At 38.1% G+C, this 25,962-nt stretch carries 25 protein-coding genes and 1 tRNA gene; 17 read left to right on the top strand and 9 right to left on the bottom strand.

Going from position 1 to position 25,962, the window contains the following annotated elements; genetic code table 11:
• Window positions 1-2: 2 nt before the first annotated feature.
• From ABDD94_RS11715 to ABDD94_RS11705, 3 genes are all read left to right on the top strand, one after another.
• Window positions 3-941, top strand: coding sequence for a hypothetical protein (locus tag ABDD94_RS11715; RefSeq protein WP_345952398.1), 939 nt, complete (start codon window positions 3-5; stop codon window positions 939-941).
• Between the two features lie 100 nt (window positions 942-1,041).
• The gene (locus ABDD94_RS11710) at window positions 1,042-1,383 is read left to right on the top strand and encodes a helix-turn-helix domain-containing protein (RefSeq protein WP_345952397.1); all 342 of its coding nucleotides are present in this window, start codon (window positions 1,042-1,044) and stop codon (window positions 1,381-1,383) included.
• A complete protein-coding gene (locus ABDD94_RS11705) occupies window positions 1,383-2,903 on the top strand; it encodes a phage/plasmid primase, P4 family (RefSeq protein ID WP_345952396.1) in 1,521 nt (506 codons plus the stop codon). The genes ABDD94_RS11710 and ABDD94_RS11705 overlap by 1 nt, the downstream gene beginning before the upstream one ends.
• A 763-nt stretch (window positions 2,904-3,666) precedes the next feature.
• Here the strand turns inward: ABDD94_RS11705 and ABDD94_RS11700 are convergent.
• Window positions 3,667-4,053 (bottom strand): hypothetical protein, encoded by a 387-nt coding sequence (locus tag ABDD94_RS11700; protein WP_345952395.1) that lies wholly within the window; start codon window positions 4,051-4,053, stop codon window positions 3,667-3,669.
• A 40-nt stretch (window positions 4,054-4,093) separates the two neighbouring features.
• Window positions 4,094-4,501, bottom strand: a complete 408-nt coding sequence (locus tag ABDD94_RS11695) for a hypothetical protein (RefSeq protein ID WP_345952394.1) — start codon at window positions 4,499-4,501, stop codon at window positions 4,094-4,096.
• 350 nt (window positions 4,502-4,851) lie between these two features.
• Here ABDD94_RS11695 and ABDD94_RS11690 point away from each other — a divergent pair, with 350 nt between their 5' ends.
• Window positions 4,852-6,150: a DNA methyltransferase gene (locus ABDD94_RS11690; protein WP_345952393.1), complete on the top strand. Its 1,299-nt coding sequence runs from the start codon at window positions 4,852-4,854 to the stop codon at window positions 6,148-6,150.
• Here ABDD94_RS11690 and ABDD94_RS11685 read toward each other — a convergent pair.
• The 4 genes from ABDD94_RS11685 to ABDD94_RS11670 form a co-directional block, all read right to left on the bottom strand.
• Window positions 6,147-7,289, bottom strand: coding sequence for a hypothetical protein (locus tag ABDD94_RS11685; protein WP_345952392.1), 1,143 nt, complete (start codon window positions 7,287-7,289; stop codon window positions 6,147-6,149). The genes ABDD94_RS11690 and ABDD94_RS11685 overlap by 4 nt on opposite strands.
• Window positions 7,290-7,292: 3 nt before the next feature.
• Entirely contained in the window at window positions 7,293-7,907 is a 615-nt protein-coding gene (locus ABDD94_RS11680) for a hypothetical protein (RefSeq protein ID WP_345952391.1), read from the bottom strand.
• On the bottom strand, window positions 7,897-9,933 hold the full coding sequence (locus ABDD94_RS11675) for a hypothetical protein (protein ID WP_345952390.1): 2,037 nt from the start codon (window positions 9,931-9,933) through the stop codon (window positions 7,897-7,899). Before ABDD94_RS11675 ends, ABDD94_RS11680 begins: the two co-directional genes overlap by 11 nt.
• A 272-nt stretch (window positions 9,934-10,205) precedes the next feature.
• Window positions 10,206-10,279: transfer RNA gene (locus ABDD94_RS11670), tRNA-Arg, on the bottom strand.
• Window positions 10,280-10,399: 120 nt separating this feature from the next.
• On the opposite strand from ABDD94_RS11670, the gene ABDD94_RS11665 reads away from it, so the two are divergent.
• The 4 genes from ABDD94_RS11665 to ABDD94_RS11650 all read left to right on the top strand — a co-directional run bounded on the left by ABDD94_RS11665 (window position 10,400) and on the right by ABDD94_RS11650 (window position 13,504).
• Window positions 10,400-11,218 (top strand): MOSC N-terminal beta barrel domain-containing protein, encoded by an 819-nt coding sequence (locus ABDD94_RS11665; protein WP_345952389.1) that lies wholly within the window; start codon window positions 10,400-10,402, stop codon window positions 11,216-11,218.
• 90 nt (window positions 11,219-11,308) lie between these two features.
• Window positions 11,309-11,560 carry a hypothetical protein gene (locus tag ABDD94_RS11660; RefSeq protein WP_345952388.1) on the top strand — a complete coding sequence of 84 codons (252 nt, stop codon included), beginning with the start codon at window positions 11,309-11,311 and terminating at the stop codon, window positions 11,558-11,560.
• 75 nt (window positions 11,561-11,635) lie between these two features.
• Entirely contained in the window at window positions 11,636-12,253 is a 618-nt protein-coding gene (msrA, locus tag ABDD94_RS11655; protein WP_345952387.1) for a peptide-methionine (S)-S-oxide reductase MsrA, read from the top strand.
• A 117-nt stretch (window positions 12,254-12,370) separates the two neighbouring features.
• Window positions 12,371-13,504 carry a GAF domain-containing protein gene (locus ABDD94_RS11650; protein ID WP_345952386.1) on the top strand — a complete coding sequence of 378 codons (1,134 nt, stop codon included), beginning with the start codon at window positions 12,371-12,373 and terminating at the stop codon, window positions 13,502-13,504.
• 29 nt (window positions 13,505-13,533) lie between these two features.
• On the opposite strand, the gene ABDD94_RS11645 is transcribed toward ABDD94_RS11650, so the two are convergent.
• Complete coding sequence (locus tag ABDD94_RS11645; protein ID WP_345952385.1) at window positions 13,534-14,589, bottom strand: spore photoproduct lyase family protein; 1,056 nt, start codon at window positions 14,587-14,589, stop codon at window positions 13,534-13,536.
• A 228-nt stretch (window positions 14,590-14,817) separates the two neighbouring features.
• Here ABDD94_RS11645 and ABDD94_RS11640 point away from each other — a divergent pair, with 228 nt between their 5' ends.
• Window positions 14,818-16,143, top strand: a complete 1,326-nt coding sequence (locus ABDD94_RS11640) for a hypothetical protein (protein ID WP_345952384.1) — start codon at window positions 14,818-14,820, stop codon at window positions 16,141-16,143.
• A gap of 56 nt (window positions 16,144-16,199) precedes the next feature.
• On the opposite strand, the gene ABDD94_RS11635 is transcribed toward ABDD94_RS11640, so the two are convergent.
• A complete protein-coding gene (locus ABDD94_RS11635) occupies window positions 16,200-17,018 on the bottom strand; it encodes an SDR family oxidoreductase (RefSeq protein ID WP_345952383.1) in 819 nt (272 codons plus the stop codon).
• Between the two features lie 119 nt (window positions 17,019-17,137).
• Here ABDD94_RS11635 and ABDD94_RS11630 point away from each other — a divergent pair, with 119 nt between their 5' ends.
• The 6 genes from ABDD94_RS11630 (at window position 17,138) to ABDD94_RS11605 (ending at window position 23,139) form a co-directional block, all read left to right on the top strand.
• Complete coding sequence (locus ABDD94_RS11630; RefSeq protein ID WP_345952382.1) at window positions 17,138-17,695, top strand: arylesterase; 558 nt, start codon at window positions 17,138-17,140, stop codon at window positions 17,693-17,695.
• Window positions 17,696-17,789: 94 nt separating this feature from the next.
• A complete protein-coding gene (locus ABDD94_RS11625) occupies window positions 17,790-18,830 on the top strand; it encodes an aldo/keto reductase (RefSeq protein WP_345952381.1) in 1,041 nt (346 codons plus the stop codon).
• Between the two features lie 78 nt (window positions 18,831-18,908).
• Complete coding sequence (locus tag ABDD94_RS11620; protein ID WP_345951917.1) at window positions 18,909-19,763, top strand: fumarylacetoacetate hydrolase family protein; 855 nt, start codon at window positions 18,909-18,911, stop codon at window positions 19,761-19,763.
• Window positions 19,764-20,029: 266 nt separating this feature from the next.
• The gene (locus ABDD94_RS11615) at window positions 20,030-20,914 is read left to right on the top strand and encodes a glycosyltransferase family 8 protein (RefSeq protein ID WP_345952380.1); all 885 of its coding nucleotides are present in this window, start codon (window positions 20,030-20,032) and stop codon (window positions 20,912-20,914) included.
• Entirely contained in the window at window positions 20,892-21,722 is an 831-nt protein-coding gene (locus tag ABDD94_RS11610; RefSeq protein ID WP_345952379.1) for a glycosyltransferase, read from the top strand. The genes ABDD94_RS11615 and ABDD94_RS11610 overlap by 23 nt, the downstream gene beginning before the upstream one ends.
• 49 nt (window positions 21,723-21,771) lie before the next feature.
• Window positions 21,772-23,139 carry an oligosaccharide flippase family protein gene (locus ABDD94_RS11605; RefSeq protein WP_345952378.1) on the top strand — a complete coding sequence of 456 codons (1,368 nt, stop codon included), beginning with the start codon at window positions 21,772-21,774 and terminating at the stop codon, window positions 23,137-23,139.
• Between the two features lie 4 nt (window positions 23,140-23,143).
• Here the strand turns inward: ABDD94_RS11605 and prmC are convergent, their stop codons facing one another.
• Window positions 23,144-24,004 (bottom strand): peptide chain release factor N(5)-glutamine methyltransferase, encoded by an 861-nt coding sequence (gene prmC, locus ABDD94_RS11600; protein ID WP_345952377.1) that lies wholly within the window; start codon window positions 24,002-24,004, stop codon window positions 23,144-23,146.
• A gap of 54 nt (window positions 24,005-24,058) precedes the next feature.
• Here prmC and ribD point away from each other — a divergent pair, with 54 nt between their 5' ends.
• Window positions 24,059-25,084: a bifunctional diaminohydroxyphosphoribosylaminopyrimidine deaminase/5-amino-6-(5-phosphoribosylamino)uracil reductase RibD gene (gene ribD / locus ABDD94_RS11595; protein ID WP_345952376.1), complete on the top strand. Its 1,026-nt coding sequence runs from the start codon at window positions 24,059-24,061 to the stop codon at window positions 25,082-25,084.
• A 6-nt stretch (window positions 25,085-25,090) separates the two neighbouring features.
• On the top strand, window positions 25,091-25,957 hold the full coding sequence (locus ABDD94_RS11590; RefSeq protein WP_345951923.1) for a DMT family transporter: 867 nt from the start codon (window positions 25,091-25,093) through the stop codon (window positions 25,955-25,957).
• Window positions 25,958-25,962: the final 5 nt, after the last annotated feature.

Raw genomic sequence — 25,962 nt, 5'->3', positions numbered from 1 at the left:
TCATGGACAACTTTTTAAGGTGGATAGAAATATGTAGTAATTGTGGACGTTACGTACCTGCTGTAAGTCCGTATTGCGAAATCTGTCATCATCAGTACTTGGTTCGCGATCTTACAGATGATGAACTTAGTATTCCGCTTGACGTAATTGTGAATAGAATAAACGATGCCTACTTTTTGTTCGAGCATTTTGGCTTAGGAAAAATAAAAGGTTATGAAAGCTTCAATTTCGTAAAGTACTTCAAACTTTTCTTTGCAAAAGCTCAGTATAAATCTGAAATCATTAAGTTAAGCAGACATTATTGGCATTTGAATGAGCAAATAAAGGATTTCAGTAACCGGAGTGCTTTCAAAAACAGAAACTATTATTTAAATCAAGATTTCGGTTTGGACTGTGTCGCAATGCAGGAGGTAAATGAAACCTTAGAAACGCAGTTTCAAAAATACATTGACACAGAGAACTTTCAAATTTCAAGAGCGATTTCAATTGAAGACCTTGACGACGATCTAAAGCGCAAAAATACACGCAAGGTTCCAACACCTGCCAACTCAAGAAAACTTATAACGTTTGATAGCCTTGAATCATCATCAAACGTCTTCAATGCTTTAAAGTCCTATTTTCCCGGCAATGAGGTAAATTTATTGCAAGCGTTACAAGGCGATATTATAAATCAGCCTTTATTTTTTCCATATAAACAGAATCTTTTAACGGAACTATTTCTTAGGCTACATGAAAATGGGAAACTTTTAAATTCTAAAGTAAGAACCTGTGAGTGGCTTTGCGGTAATTTCACATTTAGATTTATTAGAGGAGCAGATGACGAAATTCGCAAGTTTAACAAGATTACCGTGTTAGATTTACTTAACAAAGGCAAAGGTATTCCCCCTTTAAAATTACGCATCCACAAAGAAGAGTGGCCTCCAGTTAAAAAAATTAAATAATTCATCCTCCTTCTATCCCCCTTACTGATTTAGGATCTTGAAAGGGGGATACCTTGTTAATGATTTTTGTGCTTTAATTATTTATCTAATCATTAAAGTAATGAAAACATTAACATTTGAGCAGCTCCCACAGGCAATCGCTCAACTAATAGAAAATTTTGATGACTTGAAAGCTTTACTTTCAAAGCAAGAGGCGACTACCATTAAAGACGAGGACAAGTTGCTTAGCGTCAAAGAAGCAGCTAACTTATTAAACCTTTCGACTTCTACAATTTATGGGTTGGTTAACCGAAAACAAATTCCAGTTTCAAAACGGGGCAAACGCTTATACTTTTCCAAATTCGAGTTGGTTAATTGGATTAAAGAAGGGCGAAAACTTACCCAACAAGAACTTGATAACGCTGCAAATGCCTTTATTGCTAATCTTAAAAAACGGGGGTAATGATGGAACAGTATTTAGCACATTCTGAACTCCTATCAAATTTGATAAATCAGATTACGACAATTGATTTTGAAGCTATCGCTTTTCCTGAGAAAAATAAAGTACTCGAGGAAATTAGAAAAATCACCGCAGTAAATAAAAATAATTCAGGTAAAAATGATACTGCTAATGATGAAATACTGCAAGGGCTTTACCAAAAGTTAAACACCTTCAAAATCAAACAAAAACAAGTTTTGGTTATTGCCATTGAGCAAATCATTGAGTTAGCTAGATTACATTCTTGGAACCTGTGCAAAAACAATGGTCTAATTTATATATACAATGGTGCTTTTTGGAAGCACATTGAAAATGAGGAATTTCAAAATTTTCTGGGTAAAGCTGCTGAAAAACTTGGAATTGATGAATTATCAGCGAAACATTTTAGCTTTAAAGAGCAGTTGTTTAAGCAGTTCTTGTCGGCTGCATACTTACCAAGACCTACACTGAGCAAAGGCGAAGTTTTAGTTAACCTTCAAAACGGGACTTTGGTAATTTCACCCGATAAGGTTTACTTGAAAAATTTTGACCCAAACGATTTTTTAACCTATCTACTACCATTTAATTACGATACTGAAGCAAAATGTCCACTTTTTAACAATTACTTAGCCGAAGTTCTTCCAGATATAAATTTGCAAAATATTCTTATGGAATATTTAGGCTACCTATTTATTCAAAGCAGCACCCTAAAACTGGAAAAAGCTTTATTATTATATGGCTCAGGAGCAAATGGCAAATCGGTGTTCTTCGAAGTAACTACTGCTTTGTTAGGTCAGGATAATATATCAAATTACTCTTTGCAAAGCCTAACAAATGAAAACGGGTATTATAGAGCTAAACTTGCAAACAAACTTGTTAATTATGCAAGTGAAATAAATGGCAATCTAGAGGCCTCTATTTTTAAGCAATTAGCCTCCGGCGAACCAGTTGAAGCACGACTTCCATATGGCGAGCCGTTTAGTTTGCAAAATTATGCTAAGCTTATATTTAATAGCAATGAGTTGCCGAAAGAAGTAGAACATACACCAGCATTCTTTAGGCGGTTTCTAATGGTTCCATTTAATGTTACTATACCAGAACATAAACAGGATAAAGAGTTAGCTAACAAAATTATATCGAGCGAATTATCTGGTGTGATGAACTTGGTAATCTTAGGCTTGAAGCGTTTGCTAGATCAGAAACGCTTCACGCAAAGCGTTGCTGCTGATAATTTGAACGAGTACTTTAAAAAGCAGTCCGATACGGTTCAGTTATTTCTTGAGGAAGAGCAGTATAAAAAGTCGTTTTCAAATTACATTCAATTAAAAGATGTATATAGCGCATATCGAACATATTGCTATGAAAATGGATATAAACCAGGTTCTAATAGAACCCTAAGCGAAAGGTTGAAAAATGCCGGCTATGAAGTTGAGCGCAAAAGTACTGGCATTGTTGTTTACATTGAAAAGCAAAGCTATGTACCCATTGAAGAAAGTCCATTTTAAATAATACTTGTTGAAGTTTGCTCAAGTAATCACGAGATAAAATTAACAGAAAACAAGGCAATAAGTAGTTTGTAAAAAGCTGTTTATAACCATAATGCAAAGTCCATACAGGCTAAATTGTACTATAAGTATAAGAGTTGTTTTAAGCTGCATTACCTACACTACTTACACTATACAAGCTATATTTATTTGGCTATATTGTGTACGTAGTGTAGTATGTGCAGCCTATAAAACAAAAGTAAATCACACCTATTACCCTAAGAAACCCTTATAGCCTTTACTATACTTTACATTAGCCACAAGCCTGCCATGCATATGAAGCGCGCCAATGTTTAATTTAATATTACAAGGCCGTGAAAAGGCCTTATTTACCCTTTAATGAAACTATACCAAGTGTAACCGTAATTAAAACAGTGCAAACCCTCTAAAGACATAAAAAAGGTTGAAAGTTAGCTAATAACGCTTACTTATGCTAAATTAGATAAGATTAAATAACGAATATAAGGGGGAGTGAGGGGTACTGTTATATCTACAATACCCGTTAACCGGCAAGAGAAATTTTTTGGATTTCCATATAGAAACTTAACAGCTCGTTTTATTCTAAATATTGCCTAAGCAACTTAGGTGCTGAAATTGCATGAAACTGTTAACTTAGAGAGACAAGCTACATCTTTACATCTCTTTACTTTTAACAAAGTGATTTATCTCTCTACGCTAATTAATAACTTGATAAATAAGGTTAGATACTCTCTTCTTTAGGTCATCAAACATAACGTGTAAATTGGGTAGGGTCATAAGTTTGTACAGTAGCCTCCTTTTCGTTTGAAAACGGAAACTTAAGAAACTGGCCTTTTAGCTCGATGATTACAGGTTCATACTTTTCTTTCAAGTTTTCATATAGACCTATTCTGCCTTGAGTACTTAGACCTTCTTTGTTAAGCTGTAACCAAATACCTTCTTGTAATGCTCTTAAGGCGGCATCTTGATTATGCCAGTGATAGTGTTTACTAAATTCCTTAAACCAGTAGTCTGGTTCTATTTTTGTCTTTGGCTGTCTCAAAATTGATTTGATTGCGCTAATGTTTGCGGCCATAACAAAGAAACAAATTAGGTATATCAAACCAATTATAGCAATTATAAGATCTGTCATGATGTCTGTTTACTCTTTGATAAATTAATGGACTTAGACTTTACTTGTCAAAGCCGTAAGGTAAGGCATTAACTATTTCCCATACATACTTGTATGATACATAACCCCGTTTATGAAAGTCGCTCCCGTTTAAACTTTCAATTAAAACCATATCTGTCCGATCTTGACCAACATTAGCTGTCGTTTCAATGTAAGTACCCTCACTAGAATCAAGTAGATACTTCCCCCCTTCGATTAGTTTAAAAGCTATATCACTTTTGTTTTCATCCGTATAGGCGTATTGGTCTGTTAACGGTTCTGTTCCTGCTTGATTGTTGCTTAAGGTGACGCTTACCTCTTTGCCGGCATAAACACTTCGTAAGGAATCCAAAACTTGTGTTTTTTCATCAACCTTCCGTTTGCATCCCAACGCTAAAATCGCTAGAGGAATTAAAATTAACTTTTTCATGGTTATCGTAATTTGAGTTAAAAAGTATGGCGTAACTATCGTATCATTAAGCTACTCAGGGTTACGACGCCCTCCACGCATAAAAGATACAGCTACGCCATGACAGCGTACTACATCGTTTATATTGCGTGGTGCCTGAGGTCGTAATTCGAGCAGCAATAAAGAATAGTACAATATTTTGAACATTACAAAGGTAGGAAGATATATCAGTACCTACAAATGACCTTACAATCTAATCAATGATCTTAGCGGCTAACGAAGCGGTATATCTTTTATGTGTAGTCGGAACGTGATAAATTTATAACGTTTCTATTTTATTAATTTGCATTTTTGGGGTTAATATTGAATTTATGAAATCAGGCAACTCGGAATATGAAATCTTAGATTATACCAAGGTTTATGAACGAGTGATGCAATTCGATAAAAACAAAACGGCTTTTGTTCATCAATGGTACCCGTTTGTAGAAGGCTATTCTAAAGAGTTTATCAATGGTATTTTAAGCGAGTTGGATTACAAACCAAGCCTTGCACTCGATCCTTTTGCCGGAAGTGGAACTACCCCTTTAGAACTGCAAAGCAATGATATTAGCTGTATTTCATTTGAGGTAAGTCCTTTCATGCATCTTCTCGCTACTGTTAAACTTGAGCTTGGTTATAAAAAAGATTTATTATTAGACGCGCTGATCACCGTTGGAAATTCGTTAAATGGTGATTCAACAGATATACGAAAACAGGTACCTCTTCCCAAAGCGAGGACGTTTGTAAAGTCGGAAAAACTTGAAAAATGGATCTTCAATGATGAGGTATTAGACGGTGTTTTAGATATCAAGTATAGTATTAGCTTACTAAAAGATGATGTTTATAGAAACCTTTTTAAAGTGGCACTAGCATCGATATTATTAGATGTAAGTAATGTATATAGGGATGGCAAGAGCGTAAAATATAAATCTAAATGGCGTGAACGAGTTTGCACTAGGCGAGAAGTTCACCAAAAGTTTTTAGATAAGATTAACTTAAAAATTTTACCGGACATAACAATGCTTGAAGGGATTAGTTACGAGGTTAACAATAAGGTATTGTGCAAGCATGGCGATGTTAGAAAACATCTTGAAATGGTTCCGGATCACTCGGTCGATTTAGTGATAACTTCACCACCCTATCTGAATTCCAGGGATTATACTGATATATATATCGTCGAACTTTGGATGTTGGACTTAATCAGTAGTTACGACGATTTAAAGGAATTAAGGTCAAATACATTAAGATCTCATGTGCAGGTTAAACACGGTAATGTTGACATGGTAAACAACCAACATCTACGCGACGTAATTGATGCTCTTGAGAAGGCTTCTATTAACCATTGGAATAAAGAGCTTCCTAGCATGATAAAAGCTTATTTTAAAGACATGGAAACTCTTTTTAGACAATTACGAAAAAAGATGATGCCGAGTAAAAAAATTTATTTCAATGTTGCAAATTCAGCTTATTATGGCATTGAAATAAAAGTAGACGAAATCATTGCCTGTATCGCTGAAAGCGAAGGGTTTAAAGTAAATGAAATTAGAAAAGCAAGGGATTTAAAGCCTAGTAGTCAACAAAAAGATAAAATTAAATCTTTAAGAGAAACTGTCATTGTCATGACGTCCTAACTTGGATGTGCATTTTTAACTTTTAAGTCGGCGATTTTTCTGAAACGAGAATAAAACCTTGCACTTTCTGTTTTAAGTTTTGATGTATCAAAGGTAGCTACCGTATCTGGCTGATCCCCGTTTCTCGCATCAAATACAACTAAATAACCCATTTTAATAGGCTTCTTATGCTTATCTAGTTCCATTAAATAATTTACAGTTTGAACTATCGCGTCTGGGTTTATATCGTCTTGATCGTATGTTGTCCCTTTAGCTCGACCACTTGCATGAATACTTGTACCTACCCATTTAACCTCAATTAAAAAAAGATCACCGTACTCATCTGTTATTAGTATATCTAGTCGCTTAAAGCTTTCCAATAGGTGTTCTTTCGTAATTATTACATTACCTTTTAACTCATCATCTAAATACTTCCTCAAATCCTCCCTAAAACTGTTCTCTGGCTTGTTTTCTAACAAATTTTGATATTGTGTAAAGAACTTTTTTTCTTGCTTAATGGCTTCCAGGCTGTTTTTCGTTTGTGGTAAAGCACCATTGCTCAATAAAATATGATATAAGGCACTTTTGCCGCTCTTGGAAACGAAAAACTTTCTATACGTGTCTTGAATAGTTAGTTTAATTCTGTAATCATCAAATACATCATTGATTTGACTAACGTCTTTTCTTTCATTGAAACGAGCCTCGTCATCCCGCGAAAAAAATATAATCTCACCAACATCGTCTCCATTTAGAAAATAATGGATTCCTTCAGGTTTAATAATGAAAACACAAAAGTCTTTAGAAATATTTAAGTAAACCTGCCTAGCTTCTTGACTAGTTTTATAATGCTGTTTGTCAGAGGAAACAATTTCGCATTTCCTGTCAATAATAACATGATTATTGGATTTCTCAATACATGCGTTTATTACATCAAATATTACCTGAGTAAAGTCATCAACTAAATTTTCAATCTCCTCTGGACGAATCAATACAGCAACAAGTCCATTTAGTGGATAATAAGACTTATAACTATAAAGAACCGTATGAAATCGCTTAAATTTCTGGTTTTCATGCAATCCGGAATTGGTACGCTTAAGGATTGCTGATTCATTAGCTTTAATAAGCCTTTTGATATCATCAAAATCAAAATCTCCAAACATACCTTATGACTCTTTTCTTATGATCTTGCTAAAAATGTATTCAAAATATAATTCGAGATATTCTTTCTGATTGATTTGGCTAACATTTTCTATACTCTCTTCGAATGTTTTTTTGAATTTATTAAGAGTTTTAGTTGTCCTATTTTGATCAGAAATATCAATTTCTTTTTGTGAGTTTCTTTGAAAAAACTCCTTGTATTGCGGATCTTGAATTACAAATCCGAAAACCTTACTTTCTCCATATTTACCTAAGATGTAGATAACAATACGGAACCATTCTAACTTGTCTGACTGAGGAAGACTTTCCTCTTTCAATCTAATTGTGTTAATTTTAAAATTTCCGTGTTCATCCTCTAATAAAAGTTCGCGAACTCGTAAGTCAAGTAAAGATTTATTTATAACGCTGGAAAAAGGTCCAGAATCTGTTATCGAAAAATGGTAATTATTAAAGTTACCATCGTTCTTGGAGTATATAAACGCGTAAAGTACACTAGATAGATAAAGTATTCTATGAACAGACTGTTCGCGGATCTCGGGCCAACCTATCTCGTTGATGGCAACCATCAGTCCAATTATATCTGAGTTTATCTCGTAAATTTCAAGAGTTTTACTTCTCATCAATACTTGCAATTAATTTTTTATAAATAATATTTAAGGCATCATTATCCCCTTGTATCGGTGACTTTTTAGCGATTTTGAACAAATCAATAACCGATATAGAATCGTGTGTACTAACGAGATAATTTAGAAACTCACTGTTGTTTAAGTTAGTAGTTAAAATCAAACAATACGGGTAATTGCTAATAAACTTTTTGAACACATCCGCTGCATTTCGCTCATAGGATATATCAAGGCTACTGTCTGGAGTTTCTATAATATATATGGATGGCTTGTTATAAAAGAACGATAAAATACTCATACGAAAGGCATGATCCACAAAAAACCTCTGTGATTCAGAAAGCTCCTCTTGCTCCTCTCTGATTTTACCATCAATAACTGGATAAAATCGTTTTTGCCCATTTAACTCTTCAAATGTTAAAGAACACTGAACTCCTAAAAACTTTTCTGCGTATCCTGAAAAAAGCGATGAGAAAGTCCTAGCATTCTTAACTATATGTTCTTCAATTCTCACCGAGATTTCGCTAGCAATTTCTTTTTGTACTCTGCTTTTTTCTTGAAAGTCGTCCTTTAACAATTCCAGCTGTTCTATCTCATCGTAAAAAGCCTGCAAATTACTCTCTGGCTTTTTTTCTTTATCTTTTATATCTTCAAATTCAACAACTCTTAGTTGTGACGCAAATTTCCTTTTTTCTATACTTAGCGTCTTAAACTCTCGATCTAAATCTAATAGCTTACTCTCTAGACCGTATATTTGCCGTTGCAATTCATTTATAGTAGAATAAACGGTTTTTAATTTATTTTTACTATCCACCTGTTCATTTGTAAGGACTTCGGTTTTATTTATAACGATGTCTTGATTACAAAGTATGCAATTGTGAGAATGGGCTACTCGCGAATCTATAAATGATTGCGAGAGTTCTTGACTACACATAGGGCATATTTCATTAGACTGGATACTTTGTAAAAACAAGTTATAGTTAGGATTTAATTTTATCCAATTACTTTGAATTAGTTCCTTTTCAATCTTCTTTTGCTCCCTTTCATAATCTGTAGCTTCTTGACTCAGTTTATTTACTTGGTTACTTATTATCCTTAGTTCGTTATCACATTCATTTCGTTGTCCTTGAATACTTTCAATTTTGTAGTTGATCGTATCAATTGCGGATTTCAAGGTACTAATTTGCTCATTAACGTCATCCACTGGCTTAGATACCTCATTTCTGGTAGCTTTTTCTAAAACTGATTTAATTACACGAATGTCTTCTGAACGGTGCCGAGCCTGAGTGTCAAAATATTTGGCTTGCCTGTTAGCTTCTTGACGATAATTGTTTAGTTCGCGAGGATTAAAATATTTATTAAACAGCTCAGTTTGAACATCATCATATGTTTCGCTATTCCACAATATTGTCTTATGATCTTCGCCAAAGAATAAAATCTTGTTAATGAAAAAAATTAAATCATCGAAGGGAATATTACTAACCTTTTCAATTCGTTTTTCAAACTTATTTTGTAAAGTGTTACTTATCCTTATACGAACCTCTTCCTTCATTACCCCCTCAGCCATGCGAGAAAATTCATAACATAAGTTATCGTAGGTAAATTGATTCAAAAATTCTCCTTTTAACTCCACACCATCTATAAAAACGCTAAGTAAAGCAATATCCTCCAAGTCTCTCTCCACTTGGAATTGGGTAGTATTAATTTTAAAAACAGATGTAACAGAAGCCTTTGAATTAAGTTGAATTTTGGTATCCTTTCTTTTACTAAAATAGTTCCAAGGATAATTGGTGCGTTTTTCTATCTTCCTTCCTTTATAAGTTCTGGTCAAATCAAAGCCTTCGTCATAATTACCAATGATTGAATGCTTGATTATATTAACAAGAGTCGTTTTACCCATACCATTTCCCCCAACTATCAAATTTACGCCTTTTACGAACTCGTGATTAAAATTCAGGCCATTAGGATATAGGGAAAAGTTCTTTATGTTAACAGATAACAATTCAGGAAGAAAAATATTATTCATCTCGCTTCGCATGTGATTGAGGTCATTATAGTGATGTCGTAATACCTTGACAATAGTAAATAAAAGGACGGATATAAACCATGCAATAAACGGTATATATTCTTCAGGTATTAGCTATGCACAAAATTTTCATTCTAAGCTAACGAGGTTTATTAAAAGGTCATTGACAACTAATAATGATAACTAGGTTAAATAAGCAATGATGTAAACCAATATGTAAACCGAAATAAAAAAGGGATTACATTTTACTTGTAATCCCTTAATAATCAAAGTGATTCCATCAGGATTCGAACCTGAGACCTACTGCTTAGAAGGCAGTTGCTCTATCCAGCTGAGCTATGGAACCTTGCAATCTGTTTTGCGGTGCAAATATGCAAGTTTAGGTTGATAACGGCAAACTTAAGCTTTCAAAATATTCATTATAGCTATCAAAGTCTTTATCTTTGGTGCTACTTACAAAGTCATTATGGCCAGTATCAGTCAGTTGTACATCTATCCAATTAAATCATTAGGCGGCATTGCTTTACAAAGGGCCTCGCTTACATCAAGAGGGTTGGAGCACGATCGCCGCTGGATTTTGATAAATGACAACAATGAATTTTTATCACAACGGTATCTTCCGCAAATGGCGCTGTTTGAACAGCAGTTGCATGAGCAGGGCCTGTTAATTACGTACACACCAACCGGCAAAAACTTATTGGTACCTTATTTACCTCAAACTGACGTTAGAGTTTGCGTTGATGTATGGGACTCGCCCTGCACAGGCACTTTGGTAAGTACAGCGGCCAATGAGTGGTTTAGCCAAATGTTAGGAATATCATGCCGTTTATTATATATGACAGATGATAGCATCAGGCCGGTTGACCCGCGCTACGCCAGCTCCGGTCATATTACTTCTTTTGCAGACGGTTATCCTATGCTTTTAGTAAGTGAAGCTTCTTTGAGTGATTTGAATAGCCGGCTTGACATTGCAATCAACATCAACCGATTCAGGCCCAATATCGTCATACAAGGAACGGCCCCTTACATAGAAGACAGGCTGCGGCATTTTGAGGTAGCGGGAATAAAATTTTATGGTGTTAAGCCATGCGCCCGTTGTGTTATGATAGGTGTTGACCCGCAAACGGCTGTTACGAGTACCGAGCCGCTCAAAACATTATCAAAATATCGTAAAGCCGGTAATAAGATATATTTTGGTCAAAATATTATTCACAACGGCGGAGGCGAAATCAAAATAGGAGATGAGCTGACGGTGAAACAGTTAGGTGAAGAGTTGCAGTTTTGATCAGTTATTAGCACCGGTGTAAGTATACAGTAAGTTGTTAAAATGACGTAGTATTGTAAACCAACTTAAATTAAAACGGTTATTACACACATGGCAAATACATTTGAAATAGATATACCGAAAAAAGATCATCCCATTGCTGTCATTGTCCAGTCACGCGATGATGCCGATAGTGCTAACGTCTTTGATCTTTTTTATTGTGACCAGCTTTGCGGATGCATTTTTAAAAATGAGCATAACATTTGGATATATGAGCCGCATGCACACGCAGGTTTATTGCTTGATGCAGAACAAATACAACACCTGGGTAAAGAAATAGGCGAGCGGTCTTACAACATTTAAGTAGTAGCTATTATCAAACAAAAGTCATAACACAGGCCTTGAGAACTATCTTATATAAATCTGCGTACTTGTGGTATGATTAAAATTAAATCTGTAATTTTTTTTATAGTAAGTCTGCTTACTATTCCTGCTGCTTTTGCGCAGGATAAGAAGGATGTAGCAACAGAAAAAGCAACATTTGGCATGGGTTGTTTTTGGTGCTCAGAAGCTATATTTCAGCGCTTAAAAGGCGTTACAAAAGTAGAGTCGGGGTATTCGGGCGGCACTGTTAAAAACCCAACGTATGAGGATGTTTGCACAGGTACAACCGGGCATGCCGAAGTTGTGCAGGTTACGTTTAAACCTGAGATTATTTCTTACAAAGACCTTCTTGAAATATTCTGGAAAATGCACGATCCTACTACGCTGAACAGGCAGGGAGCTGATGAGGGCACACAATATCGTTCGGCTATTTTTTATCATAATGCAGCGCAAAAACAATTGGCTGAGACTTACAAAGCTGAACTGAACAAGCAAAAGGTATACCCACACCCAATAGTTACCGAGATTACCCGTTTCAGCAATTTTTTTGTTGCTGAAAATTATCACCAAAATTATTTCAATTTAAATGGCAGCAAACCATATTGCCGCATGGTGATTCAACCAAAAGTAGATAAGCTTGAGAAAGTTTTTCAACAGAAACTTAAACAGTAATTATTTTACATCTGAGCGTTGTAGGGTGTGAACTAAAAAAGTGGCTATCATATTAAATATTAAAAAAATAATTTTATTTTTAAAAAATTAAATGCTGGTTATAGCCACCTAAAGGATATGATTGATGAATTTGAACGGCTAAACGCAGTTGACCGTTTTAAAAAGCTTGATGCTGGTATTAAAAAGGATTTAGATGATATTGTAAATCTGTTAGCCAGTATTTGTAACGTACCCGTAGCTCTTATAAGCCTTATTGACGATAAAATGCAATGGTTTAAAGCAAGCGTTGGTACGGGTGAAATCAATTGCAACGCACGTGAATTATCATTTTGCCAGCACACCATTTTGCACGATGAGGTGCTGATTGTTAAAGATGCCAGCCAGGATAGTCGCTTTGCAAATCTGCCTATTGTAAGTAACGCGCCCTACATTAAGTTTTACGCCGGAGTACCACTCATGACCTATGACGGCCACGCAGTTGGTAGCTTGTGCGTATTGCATGTTCAGCCAATTGAGTTAAGCGAATTGCAGATTAATACAATTAAAGTGTTATCCAAACAGGTTACCAATTTAATTGAACTGAATTGGAGTATGCAAAGCTTAATGGAGCAAAACCAAAGCACCCAGCTTCAAAAGAAAAGGATAGAGGATTCAGAGATTAAACTAAAGGCGGTATTTGACAGCCAAAAAGACATTCACATACTTATTGGCCGTAATATGGAAGTGCTTGCTTACAATAAAGCTGCCTACAAATATATCAAAGCCAATTACCAAAAAGAGATCAGGCAGGGTGTTCACTTTTTAACGCTTACTAATCAAAATTATACTGATGAAATGTTTGAGAACATTCATGCAGCAATGAAGGGTAAGGTTGTAAATTCCGAATGGCTGTTACAGTATGAACAGGAAGACGCCCGCTGGTTGGAAGTGACATTTGAACCGGTTACTGATAATACCGGCCTGATAATTGGCGTAACCATTAATGCAACCGATGTAACTATACGTAAGCAAAACGCAGAGCAGATTGACAAACAGAATGAGGCCTTACAGAAGATCGCCACAATTCAATCGCATGAACTGCGCAAGCCCGTTGCATCTTTAATGGGATTAATGGAAGTATTAAAGCTGGATGATAACTACGTGTTTAACAGTTATTATCCTATGATTGAGCTTACTATTAACGAGTTGGATACCAAGATAAAGGACATTGTGTACCAGTCAGAGCGAACGCTTAATCATCCACATAACTAGTTGCACTCAAAAATTTATACTTAAGGATATTAGAATATGTATCTGATACCGCACCAGGGTATTTCTTCAGTAAGCATATTTACAAAAGTATCTATCATTTTGGCCTTTAGTTGGTATTGGTAGCGGATATTAACACCGCCAAAACTGCTTCGCTTTTGCTCCTGTAACTCGGGCAGCCAAAGTAATTCTTCCGCTTTAGGGTTTATATCAACATTAACCAGATGCTGACGCTCGTTATGCGTTAAAAAAATCACTTCGCATTGCATCTGTTCTTTGACTTTTTCGGTTACTGCTGCGTTTAATTGCCTGAAAAGTTCCCGGTAATCCTCTTCCCAATCCCTGTCTACACCACGAAGCCGGTCATATACAATTACAGGAGAAAAGTTGACATGTACCTCATACCCGGCTTCATAAAAGTCGTTGATGGCTTTCAGGCGCTTTTCAATGCTGTCTGTACGTACATCTACCAGCCTGCTTACCTCGGTAGGCATTAAGCTAAACCTTATTCTCACCTTTCGCTGCGGATCAAAACCTAACATGTTTGGGTTTACAAATTTGGTGGCAAATGTTGCTTTAGCACGTGGATGATGTTTGTAAAATTCAAACACCTCGGCAATTCCGGGTGATATATCATAATCAACCGCAATATCTGAATTACAGCCAATATCGTAAGTGTAATAGATATCATCCGTCTGGTTGGCCGCCTTCGGCCATGGTAATAAAGCCACATGCTTATCTACTTTAGCCAGTATCTCGTCTACATTGGTAAAAATGGTTATGGGATTAACTTTCTTATGCCGATCAACATAGCAATACGTGCAGGCGCCAAAGCAGCCATTAGCCAAACTTGGCGCAATATAATCTGAGCTACGCCCGCTATATTTTATATCAAGCGTTTTAAGCCTGCCTAAAACCAACAAGTCCGACTTAGCCTTATAATGTGGTATTTCATCAATCTCGACCAGTCTGTTGTGTTGTTTAACGGGTAAATGTAAAGCGTCTGAATATTTCTCAGCTAACCTTAACCCGCGATCATTAAGCGCATCAGCAGTATATAAAACTTGTTTTGGATTAAACTCAGGCATCTGTTTTCTAAATTAAAACAATAAACAATGCTTAACAACCATGCCAGCTATCTCCAAACTGACTAATTAACAATCATATCAAAGCCAGTATCTAAACAAAAAAGGAGTGACTCACTATAAGGAAAACAGCCGCTAATCATTAACGGTAAAAGCTCATCATAAATTAAGGCTGCTTATTGTCAAGTTTTTTTCCAAAGTTTGGCAACGAATTGTTACATCCGCCAATTAATGAAACATAAATTTACTAAAATTACAGCCTTCATATTTACGCTAATAACGGTTACATACGTACAGGCGCAAAAAATACAAGACGGTAAGCTTTGGCTTAACGAAGATGGCAGCAACTATTTCAAAGTCACGCTGATATCGCAGGTTTGGGTGCGTAACACAGACATGAATCCTGGCACCACCATTAATGGTTATCCCAAAAGCAGCTATACCGATATTGGCGTTAGAAGGGCCAGGCTGCAGGCATACGGGCAAATTGCCGACCGGGTGTTTATCTATTCTCAAATAGGTATGAACAATTTCAATTTTCTTTCAGATCGTAAAGCGGGCTTCTTTATACACGATATTACAGGCGAGTATGAAATTGTACGTAAGCGGCTTTCTCTCGGTGCTGGCCTTACAGCATGGAACGGCCTTTCACGTTATGCAGCACCATCCGTAGGGAGCATACTAGGGTTGGATGCTCCTTTATTTGAGCAAACAACTAACGATGTTACCGATCAGTTTTTAAGAAAATTAAGCATATACGCAAAGGGCAAGCTGGGTAAGTTAGATTACCGATTAGTAATGAGCAGTCCGATGGCTGTTCAAAAATCTTCAAATTATAATGCAGCACTCACTGATTATTCTACTTATTCAGCAATGCCGGCAAAAATGCAATGGCAGGGTTATTTTCAATGGCAGTTTTTAGATGAAGAAGCGAATACAACGCCCTATGCAACAGGTACGTATTTAGGCACAAAGCGTGTGTTTAACGTAGGGGCGGGCTTCCAATACCAGCCCGATGCTATGTGGAGAAAAGGTGTGAGCCTTACCGATACAATAACATCACCAATGCGTCATTTTGCTGTTGATGCCTACTATGATGCTCCGTTAAATACGGCAACCGGCACCGCTATTAGCGCCTATGCTGCATATATGAACCTGCAACACGGCCCTGGTTACATTCGCAATCAGTCGACCATGAATCCGGCGAATGGCAGCACAATGCCGACTGTTATAAATGGTAGCGGTAACGGCTACCCATCATTCGGATCGGGCAGCTTACTGTATGCACAGGTTGGTTACAAGTTTAAAAATAACTTGATAGGAAGCACAACAGTACTGCCCTACGCCAGCTTACAATATGCCAAGTATGACCGGCTAGCTGGTAAAATGAACTATTGGGAGGCAGGAGCGAGCTGGTTATTGAAGGGACACACCTCTAAACTTACGTTTGCTTATCAAAACAGACCTATATTTGAAACATTGAGCCCAGGTGCAAAAGCAGTTCAAACCGAACGAAAAAGCAGCGTTGTGTTGCAATATCAGGTGTTTCTAAATTAAAAATTCTTATCAAAGATGAACGAACGGCGCTATTCATAATTGCCTGACGACTAAAATTAAAATTTATTTTCCGCAAAGCAGCTTTTCCAATCACCCACAATGAACTTGTAGTTGAGTATGCGGCCTAAATTTATGCTATTTACAGTTTTCCAATCGTTTAATTCATCTTTAAACTGCGGCAACGGCAGTTCTGCGTGCATTGCCGCCTGAGTATAAAACACCTGCTTTTGTGGATGACTCGGCGAACAGGCGTTGAATGTGAATCCGTACGCCTGCTGCTTTAACACTGACAGGGTTATTTGTATACAATCATCCAGATGTATTAGATTGACGGGAGCTCTTCCGTTATCTACGCCTGTTTTACCAGCAAAAAAACGGCCCGGATGACGGCCCGGCCCAACCAAACCACCAAAGCGTATTATGGTTGTTTTGAACGCCGTTTGCTTCATAAACAATTGCTCGGCAGCAAATAGTATATGCGCTGAGGATGCCTCATCAGGTTCTGGTAGTACTGATTCATCTACAACCTGGTTGTTGTCTGGATAAACACCCGTTGAGCTTATGTAGACCACTTGTCCAATGTTATGATGTATGGCAGCCGCAATAATATTCTCCATCTTTGAAAGATAAGCTGCTGTTTGTCCGCTCCTGAATTTGGGCGGAATACATACAATTAAGGTGTCGGTCTCAAAAAAACCTGATGCCTGGGCAGTGCCTTCTTCAGTAACTGAAACGATGTAAGGTTTTATGCCAGCCTGAATAAGGTCAGGCAAACGGGCTTCAGAAGTGGTGGATCCTTTAACCAATTCACCCTCAACCAACAAAGCTTTCGCTAAAGCCAGTCCATACCAACCGCAACCTAAAATACTAATCATGGGGGTGAAGTTAACAAAGTGCAAACAAGGTGTCAGTATTTTGATTAATAATGACATTATAAGTAAACAGAATCCCGAGCGTTATTTACTTACGCAACTAATTAAAAAGGAAATATAAATTGAAGAATATATTGTTTTTTGGGGATAGTTTAACTGCCGGCTATGGCTTGTTAAATGTATCACTCGAATCGTTGCCGGCTTTAATACAAGCCCGGATCATAAAAGAGAAACTTGAATACCAGGTAATTAACGCCGGCGTAAGCGGAGAAACATCAAGCGGTGGGCTGGCAAGAATAGATTTATTGTTAAAGCAACCAGTTGATGTCTTTGTGCTGGAATTAGGTGCTAATGATATTCTTCGTGGTATATCGCCACAAACAACGGCCAGCAATTTGCAAGCTATTATTAACAAAGTGAAGGCTGCACATCCTCATGCAAAAATGGCTTTGTTGGGTATGGAACTACCTGGCTGGATACCTGGAGCGTTTGTTGCGCAATTCAGAGCGGTGTTTTCACAAGTCGCCAAATCGAACAACATGGCTTTTTTGCCCTTTTTGCTAGATGGTGTGGCAGGCGTTTCGCATCTCAATTTACGCGATGGTTTGCATCCTACGGCCCAGGGATACCAAATAATTGCCGATAAAGTTTGGCCGGTAATTCAGCCCTTGCTAGCGTGATAGGTATATGTCAATTCAGAATTGTCAACTTAACGCTCAATAATTTCGCAGATAGTAATAGCTTTGCCACAACACTAACCAATTGAAAAATAATATGCAGTTCAGTGAGCCATCTCTAAAACTTCCGAAGGTGATTTTTGGTACCAGCGGGTTAGGGAATTTGTACGTTGCCTTGCCTCATGAAAAAAAGCGGGCTATTGTGGATGAATTTGTAAGTAATAGCGGCGTGCCGGCTGTTTTCGATTCGGCAGGTAAATATGGGGCTGGCTTAGCTTTAGAATCGCTGGGCCAATGCTTAAAAGATTTAAATGTACACCCTGATAAAGTACTGATAAGTAACAAGCTAGGCTGGGTGCGTACGGAGCTTAAAACGCCCGAACCTACGTTTGAACCCGGTGTTTGGAAGGATTTAAAGTACGATGCCGTTCAAAAAATAAGCTATGAAGGCATTTTGGAGTGTTATGAGCAAGGCAATGAATTATTAGGAAATTATCAAACTCAGTTTGTATCGGTACATGATCCTGATGAATACCTTACTGCGGCAACTGATGAATCAGATCGTAATAAAAGATATCAGGATATATTGGCTGCTTACGAAGCGCTAACTGAATTGAAGGCACAAGGTAAAGCAAAGGCTGTCGGCGTGGGCGCCAAGGATTGGAAAAGCATTGAGCTTATTAACCGCGATGTAAAGTTAGACTGGGTAATGATTGCCAATAGCATGACGGCACATAGTCATCCGGCAGACCTTTTAGCATTTATGCAGAAGCTAAAAGACCAAGGTACGTTAATCATCAACTCGGCTGTATTTAACGCTGGCTTCTTAACCGGCGGAGACTACTATAACTATAAGCTTATTGATAAGCAAAGCGACAACGGTAAAGCACTTTACCAATGGCGCGATCAATTTTACGAATGCTGTAAAGATTTTGAGCTCGATCCGGCAACAGTATGTGTTCGGTTTGGATTAACTGCGCCCGGTGTTGCAAGCGTAGCCTTAAGCACCTCCAATCCGCAACGTGTAGCTCAAAATATCCAAATGGTAAACGCTGCTATACCTGCAGCTTTTTGGGAGAAGTTACATACCGATGGACTGATAAACGATCAGGCACTTGATTTTCTGAACAAAGGGTAAGTTATTTTGGTAAAAAGCAAGAATTACACCTATTATTGTTCCCAAACATTAAGTACTCGCTACACATAAAAACACGATATGAAATTAATCAGATTTGGACATCAGGAACAGGAAAAACCAGGTGTACTGATAAATGATAAACGGTACGACGTATCAGGCTTCATCCCTGACTACAATGAAGCATTTTTTGAGACCAACGGCCTAGAAAAGCTTAAGGCTATTATAGAGGAACATCAAGATAATCTGCCTGAGGTTGGCGCCGACGAGCGTGTGGCAAGTCCGGTAGCTCGTCCGTCAAAATTACTTTGTATAGGTTTAAACTATGCCGATCATGCTAAGGAGACGGGAGCGCCATTGCCACCCGAGCCTGTTTTGTTTATGAAGAGCACCACAGCTATAGTTGGCCCGTTCGATAATGTAGTTATACCTAAAAACTCTGTTAAAACCGATTGGGAAGTAGAGTTAGCAGTAGTAATAGGCAAAAAAGCGAGTTATGTGAGCGAAGCAGAGGCTGAAGCCTGTATAGCCGGTTACGTTTTGCATAATGATGTTTCTGAACGTGAATTTCAATTGGAACGTAATGGAACCTGGGATAAAGGGAAAGGTTGCGATACATTTGCTCCGTTAGGTCCGTTTTTGGCTACGCCCGATGAAGTAGGCGACGTAAACAATTTGGGTTTGTGGTTAACTGTTAACGGGCAAAAAATGCAAAACGGCACAACAGCCAACTTAATTTTTAATATCCCGTTCCTGATTTCTTATGTTAGTCAGTTTATGACTTTGTTGCCAGGCGATGTTATTTCCACCGGAACACCTGCTGGCGTAGGTTTAGGATTCAATCCACCGGTATATCTTAAACCTGGAGATGTAATTGAATTAGGCATTGATGGCTTAGGCGTCCAGAAGCAGGTTGTTAAAGCTTACGGCGAATAAGACAGTATATATTTATTTACCAGGAACCCGCAAGCAATTGCGGGTTTTGTGGTTTTAAGCGATAGTTCGAGGAACAATTTTCCCGTTTGTTACATATTGAACTTTCCATAACCATCCACACATACTTTACGTATAACTAAAAAAATGGCTTTTGGGCGCATGTGCCGTACACTAGCCATTCAACCAGCGCTTTTATTGTTGTTACATTGCGGCTGGCTAATTAATTGCTATTGCAAATTGAAATTAAACCTACTACTAATCCATATATGACAAGTACTGATAGGCGTTTAAGTGTTGTTTATGCCTGTGATAATAACTTCGTACCACTATTGGCCGCCTCAATTAAATCTCTCGAAATAAATTCGGCCGGAGTTCAAAAAGACATCTACGTTATAGACGATGGCATTAGCGCTGCAAACCGTCAACGGCTAATTAATTCTATCAGTTCGAAGGAAATTGCCATTAAGTTTCTACTGGTAAAAGACGTGGTGGGCAAAATTACTATACCGTACTTTAATAATGCCGCTTTGCCGGTAACCACTTTTTTCAGGCTGTTTGTACATACTTTTATTCCAGAAGGTACTGAGCGTGTTTTGTATCTGGATTCGGACATGATTGTACTGGGTAACATCGCCGAGTTGTGGGGGGTTGAATTTGGCGACAGCATTATTGCTGCTGTACAGGATCCGGGTATTAAAACGCTTGGATGTTCATGGGGCGGAGGCGTGCGTAATTGGAAAGAGTTAGGATATCAAGCCGATGACAAATACTTGAATGCGGGGCTATTACTTATAAACCTGCAAAAATGGAACGAGTTTGATGTTTGTACGAAGGCATTAGATGCTGCTGTAAAATATCAAAAGCACATTGTATACGGCGACCAGTACTGTTTAAATGCAGTATTAGCCAATCGCTGGGTGGAACTCGACCCGGAGTGGAACCATTTAGTAGACAATGATAAACCCGGCGCTAAGCTTTTACACTATATAGGCAATAAACCTATTTACACCAACTATACATACAGTGAAAAGTACCGCCAAATCTTCTTTGATTACTTAAATAAAACGGACTGGAAGGAGTTTAAATTGGTGGGCGCGTTTACGCGTCGCGTGCGCATGGTTAAACGATTTGTTAGAAAAATTACCGGTTAATTTTATAGATATACTGATGGGAGCTCCATACAATTTTGACCGCGTAACCTTATTAATAACACATTACAATCGTAGTAAGTCGCTTGAGCATTTGCTAAAACGCTGTGCTGAGGAAGATTTATCATTTGAAGAGATTGTTATATCTGATGACGGAAGTAAGCCTGAACATTTAAGCTACGTTAAATCATTACAGCAAATTTACACATTCAGGCTAATCACTACACCGGTAAACAAGGGCTTGGGCGCCAACATAAACAGGGGACAGGATGCTGTCAAAACGCGTTATACGTTGTATGTACAGGAAGATTTTGAACCCACCTGTGACTTTGCACCGAACTTTATAAATGCAATTAAGCTAATGGATACGGAAAGCTGGGATATAATTCGCTTTTATACTTTCCCGTGGGCGCCATTTCCATATCTTAAAGACTATAAGCTAGGATATGCAGAAATGTTGTTTAAACCTACGCTATTACATCTTAATCATTTAAAGTTTCGCTTGTACAGTGATCACCCACATCTGCGCCGGTCAAATTTTTTTCAAAAGTTTGGGCGATATATAGAGGGCCAACGTGGCGATCCGACTGAATACAACATGTGTATGCAGTTTATCCGTAAGAACGGCAGGGCATTAATGTTTAATGGCAGCCCTGAGTTGTTTTTGCACGAGCATGGTGCAATCGAACCCAACACAATGGTACGTAGCAAATGGAAACTTAGTAATTCTTTCTTCGTAAGTGTAATGCGCAATTTGTATTTAAAGGGCAAAGTGGTTAACAGCACTATAAAGCTGAAAAAACTGAACTGATTACGTCCTTCATAATAATTAAACCATTTAAGATACCTTAAACGCTGTAATGCTTGCTAAACTAAAGCCAATACTCGAAAAGCTTAAAAACCCACATATCGTAAACCTGATAGGCACTGCTATTATGCAGGTGCTAAACCTGATTCAGATCGCTATTTTGTTTAATTATCTTTCAATAGAAACAATGGGGGTGTGGTTTTTCTTCCAGGGCACTATAGGCTTGGTTGATACTTTAAGGGCAGGTTTAATTACAACTGCTTTTATTACATCTTACTCGGGTACTACAAAAGAGCGGGCGGCCGAGGTAGCGGGGTCGGCCTGGTACTTGTCTCTTTTAATTACCGGTATATTTGTTATCATAAACCTGGTTTACCTATCTACATCTATCCATATTAAAGATGGCGGGTTAGATTTATTTTTAAAATGGTTTGGTTTAGTGTTTGTAATTACGTTACCATCTTTTATAGCCAGCTGTGTGGCCCAGGCTGAGCAACGGTTCGACAGGTTACTTTATATTCGTGCTATCAGTACTGTGTTATCAATCACAATGGTGCTCACGTTGATTTTAACCAAGGCGCTTAATTTAAATACAGCTATTTACGTAGGGTTTGCTGCAGGTGGTATAACCAGTTTAATGACTATTGTGTTGGGTTGGGCCCGCTTGGGTACTATTGCTAATAAAAGCATCACTACAGTTAAAGCACTTTTCGCTTTTGGTAAATATAGCGTAGGCACTTCCTTAGGCAGCAACCTGTTCCGTTATTCAGATACGTCTATAATTAACTTTATGCTTGGGCCTAGCAGCCTTGCTATATACAATTTAGGTTTGCGGTTAATGGAGCTTGTAGAAGTTCCGTTACGCAGCTTTGCAGCCACCGTTATGCCACCGTTATCTGCTGCTTATAACCAGGATAATAAATATCACGTAATCTATTTGCTCAAAAAATACGCTGGCTTGCTTACTATTCTTCTAATTCCGGTGGTGATAGGATCGCTGCTTTTCGCCGAAATTGCCATATGGATTGTAGACAAGAAGTACCTGTCTACCGAAGCTGCGAATGTGCTTCGGGTTTTTATGTCGTTTGCGTTGCTATATCCGGTTGAACGTTTTATGGCACTTACCCTCGACGCCATTAACCAGCCCCGGGTAAACGCAGTTAAACTGGTATTTATGCTAATTGCTAACGTAGTGGGCGATTTTGTTGGTGTGTGGGTGTTCGGCAATATTTACGGAGTTGCCCTGGCAACCATACTGCCTATACTAACCGGCATGATTATAAGCTACAGCTGGTTACAGCGTTATATGAAATTTGATTTGTGGGACGTGTATAAAATTGGCTGGCTGGAAACGCAATGGTTAATAAAAGACAGCCTGGCTATGTTGCGTAAAAAGCGTGAAACAGCGTCTGACACTTAAATATCTAAGTTTTCATAGCTTTAATCATTCGATCCTTACCGGTCATGTCCTGCCGTAATTCGATGTTTACAAAACCTTTAGCTGATAACATATCAACCGTTTTGTTGCCATAACTCTCATTAATCTCAAAGAACAAAAACCCATTTTTGGTAAGGTTTGTATGGGCAAAACCAGCTATCGCCTCATAAAAAATCAGCGGCTGCTCGTTGCTTACAAATAACGCAGTATGCGGCTCAAAATTCGTTACGTTCTGGTGCATCTGGCCCTTGTCGGTCATGGTAACGTATGGTGGGTTGCTTACTATAACATTGTATTGCTTGCTTATAACTTCGGGTTCTGCCAAATTTAAAATATCAGCTTGCAGAAATTTAACATCTACTTGATTTAATTCCGCATTTCTCTCAGCTGTCTGTAAAGCTTCGGCAGATAGATCGATGGAAGCAACGGTACTGGCCGGTAAAAACTTTTTCAAGCAAATAGGTATGCAACCGCTGCCGGTTCCCATATCCAGTATGTCGTATTTTGTTTCTCTATCAACCGATGCTAACACCCATTCCACCAATTCTTCAGTTTCCGGTCGTGGAATAAGAACTGATGGATTTACCATAAAATTCAGGCCGTAAAATTCTGTATGTCCTAGTATATATTGAATAGGTTTTCCTGTCTTTAATTGTTCGAGCGCATTCAATAATTGCTGAGACTGTTCCGCACTCATTTCATAACTGTCAAAAGCCTTAAGCCAGCCTTTGTTTTTTCCGGTTAAATCACTTAATAACAAGCTAGTTATAGCATCAGTTTCCTGAGTGCTGTACATGCCAGTTAAATCCGTCTTAAACCTATCAAAAGCATCTTTAACCGTTTTCATGCAACAAATAAACATAAAAGCTACTTTTGTGCGATGGTTAACCATGAAATTTTTATGCAACGCTGTCTGGAGCTGGCAGCTTTAGGCATAGGGCAGGTAAGCCCCAACCCAATGGTGGGTGCCGTTATTGTGCACGAGGGGAAAATAATAGGAGAGGGTTACCACCAAAAATACGGACAAGCGCATGCGGAGGTAAATGCCGTTAACCAGGCTTTAGAGATACATGAAAACGCTGCCGACCTGTTCAGGCAATGTACCTTGTATGTTTCCTTAGAACCCTGTGCACATTACGGGAAAACACCACCTTGTGCTGATTTAATCATAAAACATAAAATTCCCCGTGTAGTTGTTGGCTGCCGCGACCCATTTGCGCAGGTAGATGGAAAAGGAATAGAGAAGCTAATGCAAGCAGGCGTTGAAGTTGTGACAGGGGTAATGGAAAAAGAATGCCGTCAAATTAATAAGCGTTTTTTTACACGTGTGCAGCAGCAGCGCCCTTATATTGTGCTTAAGTGGGCACAGACGGCTAATGGCATGTTTGCACCGGCGGATGGCTCGCAGCATTGGATAACTGGATTAAAAGCCAGAAAATTAGTACACCGTTGGAGGACAGAAGAGGATGCTATACTCGTGGGTAAAAATACCGCGAGGATTGATAATCCTCAGCTTAACGCGCGTTATTGGAGCGGCAAGTCGCCCAAACGGGTTGTAATTGACCGTAACCTGGAGTTGGATCATAGGTTACACTTATTCGATAATTCGGTAGATACTTTCGTATTTAATGCTTTGAAGACAGACGTTGAAGGTAAGACTAAGTATATTGCTTTAGAAGACTTTGACCGGTTTGTACCACAGTACATCTTGTTTCAGCTGTATCTGCAAGATGTGCAATCTATCATCATTGAAGGCGGTGCTCACACATTAAACCAATTTATAGAAACAGGTTTATGGGACGAAGCACGTATATTTACTGGCACAAGTATGCTTCGGGATGGTATAAAAGCGCCCGTTGTTACCGGAAGCCGATTTGAAGAAACCATGGTAGGAGATGATCGTTTGCAATTAATTTACAACCAATAGCTATTCATGCTTTATATATTTCTAAGCGTTTGCTGTAGTGTGCTGGTGTCTATACTGCTAAAAATGGCTAAGCGTTATCAAATTAACGTGGTACAGGCCATCACCTGGAATTATTCCATAGCAGCGCTGCTCACCTGGATTTTTTTAAGACCTGATGTAAAGAGCGTAACCAACGCACCGATCAATATTTATTTGTTGTTAGGCATCTTGTTGCCCGTTATCTTTTATATGATGGCGCTGGCAGTTAGATCTGCAGGTATTGTACGTACCGATGTAGCTCAACGTTTATCATTACTTATTTCACTCACTGCTGCCTTTTTATTTTTAGGAGACCATTTTACGTTATTGAAGTTTTTTGGCATAGCCCTTGGCTTTGCTGCTATTTTTTGCCTTATACCCTGGCAAAAAAAGCATGTAGTTACCCAGGATAATAAAAATACCTGGTTCTACCTTTTAATTGTTTTTTTAGGCTTTGGTGCAATTGATATACTTTTTAAGCAAATGGCCACCAGCAAAACAGCACCTTATACGGCGTCGTTGTTTATTGTTTATGTTGCTGCATTTATAATAGCCGTGCTGGGTTCCCTGTATCAGATTAAATTCAAAAATAAACGCTTTCTGTTCAGGCACATTTTTTTTGGCTGGATACTCGGCATCTTCAATTTTGGTAACATTTTGTTTTACCTTAAAGCACATAGAGCGTTAGCCAGTGACCCATCTGTAGTTTTTACAGCAATGAACATTGGTGTTATTGCTGCCGGCACCTTAGTTGGTTTAATGATATTTAAAGAAAAGCTGAGTTTACTTCATAAAGTTGGCATAGCACTGGCCGTAATTGCCATTGCGGTAATTGCTTATAGCGCTCAATTATAGTTATT

Source organism: Mucilaginibacter sp. PAMB04168 (genome assembly GCF_039634365.2).
In the GTDB taxonomy this organism is placed as follows: domain Bacteria; phylum Bacteroidota; class Bacteroidia; order Sphingobacteriales; family Sphingobacteriaceae; genus Mucilaginibacter.
Note: the sequence above shows the minus strand (reverse complement) of the source record. Positions and strands in the feature narration are given on the sequence as shown.